The sequence below is a fragment of the Thalassobacillus sp. B23F22_16 genome, from assembly GCF_043496955.1.
Taxonomy (GTDB): domain Bacteria; phylum Bacillota; class Bacilli; order Bacillales; family Halobacillaceae; genus Thalassobacillus; species Thalassobacillus devorans_A.
On sequence record NZ_JBIEKD010000005.1, the window covers coordinates 158,008 to 168,469 of the forward strand.

General features: G+C 45.6%; 8 protein-coding genes. 5 read left to right on the top strand and 3 right to left on the bottom strand.

Going from position 1 to position 10,462, the window contains the following annotated elements; genetic code table 11:
• Positions 1 to 122 precede the first annotated feature (122 nt).
• The 5 genes from ACGTNI_RS06500 (at position 123) to ACGTNI_RS06520 (ending at position 7,049) form a co-directional block, all read left to right on the top strand.
• A complete protein-coding gene (locus ACGTNI_RS06500; RefSeq protein ID WP_394460902.1) occupies positions 123 to 1,421 on the top strand; it encodes an FAD-binding oxidoreductase in 1,299 nt (432 codons plus the stop codon).
• The gene (locus tag ACGTNI_RS06505) at positions 1,422 to 2,798 is read left to right on the top strand and encodes a (Fe-S)-binding protein (protein WP_394460904.1); all 1,377 of its coding nucleotides are present in this window, start codon (positions 1,422 to 1,424) and stop codon (positions 2,796 to 2,798) included.
• Positions 2,799 to 2,858: 60 nt separating this feature from the next.
• Entirely contained in the window at positions 2,859 to 4,271 is a 1,413-nt protein-coding gene (locus ACGTNI_RS06510) for an FAD-binding oxidoreductase (RefSeq protein ID WP_394460944.1), read from the top strand.
• 27 nt (positions 4,272 to 4,298) lie between these two features.
• Positions 4,299 to 5,075, top strand: a complete 777-nt coding sequence (locus ACGTNI_RS06515; RefSeq protein ID WP_394460906.1) for a fumarylacetoacetate hydrolase family protein — start codon at positions 4,299 to 4,301, stop codon at positions 5,073 to 5,075.
• Between the two features lie 183 nt (positions 5,076 to 5,258).
• Positions 5,259 to 7,049 (top strand): L-lactate permease, encoded by a 1,791-nt coding sequence (locus tag ACGTNI_RS06520; RefSeq protein WP_394460908.1) that lies wholly within the window; start codon positions 5,259 to 5,261, stop codon positions 7,047 to 7,049.
• A gap of 29 nt (positions 7,050 to 7,078) precedes the next feature.
• Here ACGTNI_RS06520 and ACGTNI_RS06525 read toward each other — a convergent pair whose 3' ends face one another.
• The 3 genes from ACGTNI_RS06525 to ACGTNI_RS06535 all read right to left on the bottom strand — a co-directional run.
• A complete protein-coding gene (locus ACGTNI_RS06525; protein ID WP_394460910.1) occupies positions 7,079 to 7,252 on the bottom strand; it encodes a hypothetical protein in 174 nt (57 codons plus the stop codon).
• Between the two features lie 68 nt (positions 7,253 to 7,320).
• Positions 7,321 to 9,123: a cation:proton antiporter gene (locus ACGTNI_RS06530; protein ID WP_394460912.1), complete on the bottom strand. Its 1,803-nt coding sequence runs from the start codon at positions 9,121 to 9,123 to the stop codon at positions 7,321 to 7,323.
• Positions 9,124 to 9,325: 202 nt separating this feature from the next.
• Positions 9,326 to 10,462, bottom strand: a 1,137-nt coding sequence (locus tag ACGTNI_RS06535) for an IS1182 family transposase (RefSeq protein ID WP_394460914.1), incomplete at its 5' end; no start/stop codon positions are given.

The window sequence follows — 10,462 nt, forward strand, 5'->3', positions numbered from 1 at the left end:
GCCCGAGGAAGCTTGCCGTCTTCCCCGTGGAAAGCGAGTCGTTTCCCTGCCCCGATATTCTCCTATTAGGATGGAAACCATTAGTTCAAAAATCAATTGATTTTTAAAAGGAGGGGGATGGGATGGAAATTAGGGATATTCCTCAATCGACAGCTTCACTTGTATTGAAAGATGAGAAATTTGGAAACAGCGGTGCTGAATTAGCAGAGCCGACAAGCGAAGAAGAAATCGCGAACGTTCTTCGCAAAGCGAATGAAGAAGGTAAGAAGGTGGCTGTAGTTTCCGGAGGTACGAAGCGGGGATATGGCGGTTTGAAAGATGATTACGATATCCTGCTTTCGCTGTCTCAGTATAAAGGAATCGTCGAGCATACAGCTGGTGATATGACGGTTACCGTTCGTCCGGGTACGACCATTAAAGAACTCCAGCAGTTTCTTAATGATTTTGGTCAGATGGTTTCTCTTGATCCAGCCTGGCCGGAACAAGCGACAATTGGAGGTATCATCGCTGCAAATGAAAGCGGTCCCAAACGAATGAAGTATGGTTCAGCAAGGGACCAGGTCATCGGTTTAAGGGTGGCTTATCCTGATGGCACAATCATCCGCACAGGTGGAAAGGTCGTCAAAAATGTTGCCGGTTATGATATGAATAAACTATTTATCGGTGCTATGGGCACGCTTGGAGTGATTACGGAAATCACCATGAAGCTGCGCCCTGTCCCAAAAGCAGAAAGTCTGGTAAAGCTGTTTGTACCTAAAGAGCAGCTGCAGGATCTAAAAGAATTTATCGTAAACATCCAGGATTCGATGGTTGAACCTGCTTCACTTGAAATGATTAACCCGGCTCTTTCCAAAAAGCTATTAAATCGGGAAGTATACACGTTACTGGTTGCCTTTGAAGATGTCGAAAACTCCGTCTGGTATCAGGAACAGTGGATGGAAGAGCATGTCCCAGCCGGAATGAGTGTGGATATTTCCAACCGGGATAAGGCAAAGGAATTCTGGCATGCTTTTGCCACCCTGGCTCCGAACAGCCTGACTGATCAAGAATCAGGCAGTACAAAAGCTGTGTTGAAAATAGGAACGAAGAATATGGATGTCCTGGCGATGATGGCGGTGGAGGAAACCATGACGGATATCGATCAGTTGGATATAGAGATACATGGCGGGTTAGGGCACGGTATCACTACCGTCATTCTTACCGGGGAAGAACCTCAAGTGAAGCAAGCTATTCACCAGTTCCGAGCAGAAGCAGAAAGTAAAAAAGGTTATGCTGTGGTGAAACATTTGCCTGTTAAGCTTCGAAAGGAAATCGATGTCTGGGGAAAGAAACCATCCTACTTTTTCTTGTTTGAAGGGATCAAAAAGAAAAACGATCCAAACAATACATTGAATTACCAGCGCTTCTTAGGAGGGATATAAATGGCTAAAAGTTTAGCGGCACAGCTGGAAGAAGCAGCACCGCCATGTGCGGAAGCCAGCCCGAGTAATTATTTGCTGAAGGATCATCCTGATGAAAACAAATGGGCCGATTGTGTTCACTGCGGCATGTGTCTGGAGTCATGCCCTACATATTTAGAAACCGGGAAAGAGCAGCATTCCCCTCGGGGACGCGTTCACCTGATCAAGTCGGTAGCGGAAGGACAGATCAGTGTCAATGAACAATTTGCTGATCCTGTCTTCCAGTGTCTCGACTGCCGTGCCTGTACGACTGCATGTCCAGCAGATGTCGATGTGGGAGGGCTGATAGAAGAAGCGCGCGGCCAGGTCCGTCAGGCGCTGCCGCTGAAGGGATGGAAAGGTGCGGTCAGCGGATTTTTCCTGAAAGGGCTTTTTCCTCACCCGAACCGGATGCAGACGGTCGGCAGCTTTCTTAAACTCTATCAAAAAAGCGGCTTGCAGTCGGCCGTGCGTAAAACCGGGGCACTTAAGATCATGCCTCCCCATCTTGCTGATATGGAAGCAATCATGCCTGAGATTAAGAAGCCCGTTCAAAAGAAATTCAAAGATTATAAGTTTGTTCCTGCTGAAGGACAGACAAAAGCCAGGGTTGCCATGCTGACCGGGTGTATCATGGATGTCATGTTCAGTGATATCAATGAATCTACCATTAATGTGTTGACCCATAACGGGAATGATGTCGAGATACCGAAGAAGCAGACCTGCTGCGGGGCGCTTCATGTCCATGCCGGAGACCGGGACATGGGGAGGAAGCTCGCGAAGCAGAATATTGAAGCATTCGAGGATGCTGAAAAAGTAGTCGTCAACGCCGCAGGCTGTGGCTGTGCACTGAAAGAATATCCGGAATTATTTAAGGACGACCCGGTATGGAAAGAAAAAGCGGAAGTTTTTTCTGAGAAAGTCCAGGACATTTCCAAATACCTTTATGATACAGGTTATGAGAAGCCGAAAAGCGAGATCAATAAAAAAATCACCTATCATGATGCCTGTCACTTAGCTCATGGGCAAGGGGTCAGACATGAACCACGACAGCTGCTGAATGATATCCCTGGCGTCGAATATACCGAAATGGCGAATTCCGATACATGCTGCGGCAGTGCCGGAATCTATAACATTACCAATCCCCAAATGGCTGGTGCTGTGTTAGATAGAAAAATGGAAAATGTCCCAGAAGAAGTAGAGATGATTTCAATGGGAAACCCAGGCTGCATGCTGCAAATGGCGATGGGGGTACAAAAACACGGGCGGAGAAGTGAAATTGTCCATACGGTGCAGCTGCTTGACTGGGCTTATCAAAAAGATAAAAAGGCCATGGAATCCACAACAGGCAAGGGGTGAGTGAGTTTGTTCAAATCTAGAAGGAAGAAAAAAACACGTAGAGATGAGCATGTGGAACAAATGGCCGCTATTGTAGGGCCAAGCGAAATCCTTTTTGAAAAGGAAGATCTGCTCTCTTATGACTGTGATGGGTTCACCGTACACAAGGCAATGCCAAAAGCAGTGGTTTTCCCAAAAAACACGGAGGAAGTAGCTGCACTTGTAAAATATTGTGCTGCACGTGACCTTCCGTTTTTGGCTCGGGGAGCTGGCACAGGATTGAGTGGCGGTGCAATACCGCTAAATGGAGAGGTGATTATCAGTCTTGGGAAAATGAAGAACCTCCTGCACGTCGATTTTGAAAATCGTCAGGCAGTGGTTCAGCCAGGCTTTGTCAATTTGAAATTAACGAATTCGATTTCAAGTAAGGGTTATTATTATGCACCCGACCCATCGAGTCAATATGTTTGTACCATCGGAGGCAATGTGGCAGAGAATGCAGGTGGTGCCCATTGTTTGAAGTACGGAGTGACAACTAATCACATATTAGGTCTGGAAGTTGTTCTGCCGAACGGAGAGGTCATCGAAATCAGTGAAGACGGCATCCCGGACAGCCCGGGATACGACTTGATGGGGCTGTTGACTGGATCGGAGGGGACACTCGGTATCGTTACAAAAATTACGGTGCGAATTTTGAAAAATCCGGAAGGTAAACAGACAGTGCTTGCCTACTTCGATAATGTGGAGGATGGTAGCCGGGCTGTGTCTGGCATCATATCAGCGGGAATCGTGCCAGCGGCTTTGGAAATGATGGATAAAACGGCTATTGAGGGGGTAGAAGCGGGCACCTTTCCAGTCGGTCACCCGAAAGACATTGAAGCCCTGCTTTTGATTGAAGTAGATGGCATAGCGGCGGGCATAGATGAGCAAATCAAGCAAATACTGGAGGTTTGTAAATCAAGGAACGTTCGTGAAGTAAAAGTAGCGGAGAGTGAAGAAGAAAGAGGAAAGTGGTGGGCAAACCGGAAGACGGGGTTTGGTGCAATGGGTGCGATTTCCCCGGATTATCTAGTTCAGGATGGTGTTATTCCGAGGAGCAGACTGCCTGAAGTGCTGCAGCGGATCACAGAAATCAGTGATGAGTCCGGTCTTCGGATTGCGAACATTTTTCATGCCGGTGATGGCAACCTGCACCCGCTGATACTGTTTGATTCCCGTATCCCTGGTGAAACCGAAAAAGCACTGGAAGCAGGTACTGCCTGTTTGAAAGCGTGCGCTGATGTTGGTGGCTCGATAACCGGTGAACACGGAGTGGGCATTGAGAAAAAAGAGGAAATGCGTTTTATTTTCACGGACGAAGAACTTGATGCCCAGACAAAAATCAGAGAAGTATTCAATCCGGAGGACTTGCTCAATAAAGGGAAGCTGTTCCCGACACCAAGCCGTTGTATGGATATCAAAACGATCGTAAAAGACACGGTAGCAGTTAAATAACACATGGAATAGACAGGAGGAAGGACAATGAAATTCGCAAGATTCAAACACATGGGGAAAACGCTCACTGGAGTGGCTGCTGATGGCGCTATCCAGGTCATAAATGGTGATATGTATTCAAAATGGGAATACACGGGGGAAGTCTTGGCAGAGGATGAGGTTCAATTGCTGGCCCCGGTAATTCCGGAAAAAATTCTCGGGATTGGAGCCAACTATGTCAGCAGTAAAGAAGAACTGCCGGAACAAATTCCTGATTTACCCGTTTTCTTTTTCAAACCTTCTTCATCTGTCATCGGACCAGATGAGGATATCCAGATCCCAGAGGGAATTGAAGAAGTGAAGTTCGAATCAGAATTGGCTGTTATCATCGGGAAAGAAATGAAAAATGTACCGAAAGAAGAAGTGCTGGACTATGTATTCGGCTACACGATTGGCAATGATGTTACAGCTCCGCAATTTTTCCATGAGGCCGGGCATTGGACATTGGGTAAATCATTCGATACGTTCACGCCGCTCGGTCCTTATATCGAAACAGAGCTTGACCCTTATCAAGTACAGGTGAAAGCAGAGGTCAACGGAGAGGAAAAGCAAAACAGCCCCACAAGCCTTATGATTGTTCCTTTGGCTGAAATGGTTTCTTATCTATCGAAAGTAATGACCTTGAAGCCAGGTGACTGTATCTTGACTGGCAGCCCTTTAGGAGCTTACCTTATCAAATCCGATGATGTGATAGCTTGCAAAATAGATGAAATTGGCACGTTAAGCAATAAAATGGTAAAGAGTTCTATATCGGTCGGAAGCTGAATAGATGAATTTGTCAGGGGTTTAGCTGTGAAGTTGGTTTAATATGAGGAGCGAAGTCCCTGGCTTTTAGTTTATATGCTCTTTTCGTCCCAGGTACATATCTTAAAGAAAGGAGGAGCAATGGTTTAAGAGAAGCTAGCTTTTTCTAAACACGAGTGACAATAATATAACGGAGGGTGAGTAATGAATACTGGAACCTTAGCACTTTTGTCGTTGTTACCGATTATTGCAGTTGGTATATTCCTTGTAGGACTCCGGTGGCCGGCGGCAAAAGCCATGCCGATTTCCTACATAGTCGCAGTTTTGTTGGCGTTGTTTGTCTGGCAAGTTCCTGGAGCAACGGTTGCTGCAGCTTCTGTCAATGGTCTGGTTGTCGCTGGAACACTCCTATATATCATTTTTGGTGCAATTCTATTATTGAATACTTTGCAGGAGAGCGGTGGAATCAAAACCATTCGCCAGGGATTTATCGATATTTCCCCGGATAGACGAGTGCAAGTCATCATCATTGCCTGGTTGTTCGGTTCCTTCATCGAAGGATCAGCTGGATTCGGCACACCGGCAGCTGTGGCAGTTCCGTTGCTTGTTGGTCTTGGTTTTCCTGCCATGGCGGCTGTCGTTGCAGGGATGGTCATCCAGAGTACTCCAGTTTCGTTTGGTGCAGTCGGCACACCGATTCTGGTCGGCGTCCAGTCAGGGCTGGCAGCGGATGCCACGATCACGGATAACTTCCTGACGCTGGTTACCATGGTTGGGGGCAGGGTAGCCATCATCCACGCCATTACAGGCACCCTGATCCCGTTATTCGTTGTTGCTTTGATGACAAGATTTTTTGGGGAAAACAAATCGTTCAGCGAAGGGCTTGCAATTTGGAAGTTCGCCTTGTTCGCTGCTTTTGCCATGACAATACCGTACGTAATGGTAGCGAATCTCCTTGGACCAGAATTTCCATCCATGATTGGCGGACTGGTAGGGCTGGCCATTGTCGTATCAGCAGCTAAAAAAGGTTTCTTAATGCCCCCGAAAGAAGAGCATTGGGACTTTGAGGAAAAAGAACGTTGGGACCCATCATGGACTGGAAGTATTGAAATCAAAGATATCGCTCATAAAAGTGGCAGCATGTCGATGGTTCGTGCCTGGACGCCATACTTGTTAATTGGGCTGTTTCTTGTAATAACAAGATTGAAAGCGCTTCCTTTCCTGGAGTGGCTGCAGGCTTGGAATGTAACGATGCCAAATATTTTCGGTACAGAAATCACAGCCAGTTTCCAACCGTTATACTTGCCGGGTACTATTTTTGTACTGGTATCATTAATCACATACTTTATTCATCAAATGAACAGCACATCCTATAAGAAAGCTTGGAAACATTCAGGCAAGACGATGATTCCAGCTTCAGCCGCCCTTGTTTTTACCGTGCCAATGGTTCAGGTATTCTTGAACTCCGGTGGTGGTGGTGCCGGTTATGAAAGCATGCCAATGGAACTCGCGACAGGAGTAGCAACGCTGACAGGAGATTTATGGCCGCTGTTTGCTACATTTGTTGGCGGCTTGGGTGCCTTTATTGCGGGGAGTAACACTGTCAGCAACATGATGTTTTCCTTGTTCCAATTTAACGTCGGCTCCCAGATTGGCGTCGATGCACCTTGGATTGTGGCGCTCCAGGCAGTTGGAGGAGCTGCCGGCAATATGATTTGTGTTCATAACGTCGTAGCAGCATGTGCCGTCGTTGGTTTAGTAGGGAAAGAAGGGGATATCATACGAAAAACCATCTTCCCGTTCTTATATTATGCTACGTTTGCCGGTGGTCTTGGCTACACGATTGTGTGGACCGCGGAAAAAGGAATCTTCAATATCGGTTCGATTATCGTAGCTATTATCAGCACGATTGCCGTCTATATCATCGCCACGAACCGCAATAGAATGGCAAACCTTTCCCTTCAAAATCAAAAATCCTGGAAATCAGCTAAATAAACAAAAATAAGCTTGTAGACGCCGATTGTCTACAAGCTTATTTTTTGAATTTCTAATTGATATTGGCTTTCCGTATTCCCATTTTCGTCTTCATCCTCATTATATTGGAAGTCAGCAAAAATCAAGTAGGCGAGAATAAGGCCGATGACAATAAGTAGAACAGCAATTGCGGCAGCCAAATATCCAAATATCTTTTTCAACATAGCTTTTACCCCCATGCCTGCTATAAGGCTACCAGGTCAGATAATGATTGTAAATATTTGAAAAAAGATTAAGCTTCTTGCCGTGTTACTAAACTCAACACCTTATCGCCGGGCTGGCCTTCCAATTTATTTTCCGATGTGAAAAATTGAACGCTTCCTTCATTTTTTAATATGGCTATCATGACCGAATCATCTGAAAGCCGAGCCTCGTAGTCTTCCAGGATGAAGGATTCTGAAAGCTCCTCGGAATGGAAAACAAAGCCGTGTTCTATTCGTTTCATCAATGCTTCCCAGCTCATGCCTTCTTCGAATAAAATATTGCCATGCGTTGTATGAGCCAGGTCATTCAGATGACCTTCTTCGTTTGATTTCAGGCTTAATTGATAGACGTTGCTGCGGCCGAATTCCGCCATGAAATTTGTACTCACGAGCGCGTTATAAGAATCAAGCTCTGTTGCCGCTACCAGCTTATCATAAGGGGTAAGATCTAAACGGTATTCGGTTTTTTCCGAGAGAATTTCCCCATAATAGACCTTTTTAAAATCGTTTTGCTTAGCCAGTTGAACACGATCCCACGAAGCTTCTGTTAACAATACTGGAACTTCAAGATCACGAAGAGCAGAGGCCAGTTTTATTGTAAAATGGTTGCTGCCGACAATTAATACCCCAGGGGTGGCATTAGCGGCAATACCCAGCTTCTGTGCCAGCCAGGTGATAGAAAAGCCATGGACTACAACTGTGGAAAAAACCAATCCGAAGGTGAGCGGTACTAATATGGAGGCATCTTCAAAACCTTCATCAACAAGCACGCTGGCAAAATAACCAGAAACCGTCAAGGCCACGATTCCACGAGGTGCAATCCATCCAACTAATATCCTTTCTTTAAGAGAAAGTTCTGTCCGAATCGTCGATAATAAGATGGAAAGCGGACGGACAATGAACAGCATCAGGATGACATACCAAAGGATTTCCATTTCCAGCATGGAAAGCAGAGTGTCAAGTGACAGGGAAGCAGTCAGCATGATGAATATCGCTGAGATCAATAAGACGGATATGTTTTCCTTGAAATGGCGCATGTCATTAATCGAAGAAATGTTCATATTGGCCATCGTCACCCCCATGGCGGTTACGGATAGCAGACCAGTTTCATGCATGATTTCGTTTGGTATGGTGAAACAGAGAATGACCACAACGAATACAATTGGCGACTTTAGAAATTCAGGGATGTAACCATGCTTGAACATCCATGCAATACACCAGCCTAACAGCCATCCAAGAAGAACAGCAAACCCTGATACAAGGAAAAACAATAACAGCTCCGTAACCGATACTTTTTCTAATACGAGAAATCGAATGATTTCATAAGAAAAAACAGCGAGAAGTGCGCCGAGGGGATCAACGATGATTCCTTCCCATTTCAGTATCGAAGCCGGCCGGGGCTTAAGTTTCGCCTGCCTCAGCATCGGCAGTACGACAGTCGGCCCTGTTACAATTAACAGACCTCCGATTACAAAAGAGACGGCCCATGATAATCCGGCTACATAATGAGCCGTGAAGGAACCAAGAATCCACCCCAGGAAAGCTCCCAGCGTAACGATTCTTACTACAGAGCGCTCGAGCCCTTTTATCTCCCGGAATGAGAGCTTTAAACTCCCCTCGAATAAAATAATCGCAACCGCGATCGAAATGATCGGCTCATACACACCTGCAAAGGTTTCCTCCGGGTTCATAAAGCCGAAGATTGGTCCGGCTAATAATCCGACAACCGACATGACGACGATGGATGGCCATTGGAACCGCCACGCGATCCATTGAGAACCGATACCGAGCAAACCAATCATCATAAATAGAAATAAAGTTGAATCAAGCATAGCCACGTCTCCTTAAAAAGCACTGGTAGATTTATCTTTTACTATCCAGTCCCAGTACATGCGCGGCTATGACAATTTTCAAATAAAGAGTCTGGGACATAACTAGCCGAAAATAGTAAAAAAAGGGTTCCGATTATCGAATTTTGATGACCGGAACCTTTTTTACTGAGTCAATCTCATAATTGGTTAGACGGTTTCCGTTTCAGGCCGTGTACTTTCTCAAGTTCACGGCCAAAAAGGCAAAACCTAATTCATTTTCAACGTTATCGCTGCCCCTAACGGACATGCGAGTGAAACGCAAATTAGCCTTCAGAAATCCAAAAACTGGCTCTACATCTACTTTGCGTCTGCCGTAGAGTTCGCCGGTTTTCTCATCCGAAAGCTTCTCTCTCACCGTATTTTTTTGTTGCTCCCACTTTTCATTATAATAGATTTTTCGATTGTTCCCTTCTTTTGCCTTCGTGCACTGGGAACGGAGCGGACATCCCGTACAATCTTCGCTCTCGTACACTTTGAACTCCCGAGTATAACCGTTTCGATCGGTTTTCTGGGATCGGTAACGGAACGTCACTTGTTTTCCGTTAGGACACGTATAGGAATCTTCTTCTTCATTGTATGACCAATTCGCGGAGTGGAAGGCATTTTTTTGAAAGCTCTTCGTCTTCTCTTTACGATAAGAGTTGTATGTAATCAGAGGCTCACGCTCCCGGTTTTCCAGGACATCTTCATAATTTTCTTCACTCCCATAGCCCCCATCGGCGACGATGTAGTTCGGAAGTTCAAAGTAATCCTGTTCGATCCGATCAAGGAAAGGACCGAAGGTACGCATATCTGTGGGGTTCGGAAAAATATCATAAGCGAGGGCGTATTGACCTTCCGTCGCAACTTGGATATTATAGCCGGCTTTCAATTGCCCATTCTTCATATAATCATCTTTCATCCGCATAAATGTCGCATCGTGGTCTGTCTTCGAATAACTATTCCTTTTCCCGAAGATTTCCATGTCGTTCGCATATTTTTGCTTGCGCGCCGCAAAGTCTCTGAACTGTTTCCTGGCCTGATTCGGTTCTTTGCGTTCGGAACGAATTTGTTTTCGTTCACTTGTGTCTTCGCTTTCTTCAATTTTCCGGTTCAAGTCTTCGACTTTTTCATCTAATGTTTCGGCTATATCAGAAAGTTCGTCGACCGATAATTCCTCCGGATTTTCCCTTTCTATTTCAGGGATGATTTCCTTTTCCACTAATTCATCATACATTTGGTTGGACTTTTCTATTAGCTTGTCGCTGTAGTTTTCGACGGCCTTACGCCAGACGAACGTAAACTTGTTGGCGTTTGCTTC

Bases quoted from the DNA above. Each gene is read 5' to 3' on its own strand.
- ACGTNI_RS06500 (WP_394460902.1), top strand. From the start codon at position 123: ATGGAAATTAGGGATATTCCTCAATCGACAGCTTCACTTGTATTGAAA.
- ACGTNI_RS06530 (WP_394460912.1), bottom strand. From the start codon at position 9,123: ATGCTTGATTCAACTTTATTTCTATTTATGATGATTGGTTTGCTCGGT.
- ACGTNI_RS06525 (WP_394460910.1), bottom strand. From the start codon at position 7,252: ATGTTGAAAAAGATATTTGGATATTTGGCTGCCGCAATTGCTGTTCTA.
- ACGTNI_RS06515 (WP_394460906.1), top strand. From the start codon at position 4,299: ATGAAATTCGCAAGATTCAAACACATGGGGAAAACGCTCACTGGAGTG.
- ACGTNI_RS06505 (WP_394460904.1), top strand. From the start codon at position 1,422: ATGGCTAAAAGTTTAGCGGCACAGCTGGAAGAAGCAGCACCGCCATGT.
- ACGTNI_RS06520 (WP_394460908.1), top strand. From the start codon at position 5,259: ATGAATACTGGAACCTTAGCACTTTTGTCGTTGTTACCGATTATTGCA.
- ACGTNI_RS06510 (WP_394460944.1), top strand. From the start codon at position 2,859: ATGGCCGCTATTGTAGGGCCAAGCGAAATCCTTTTTGAAAAGGAAGAT.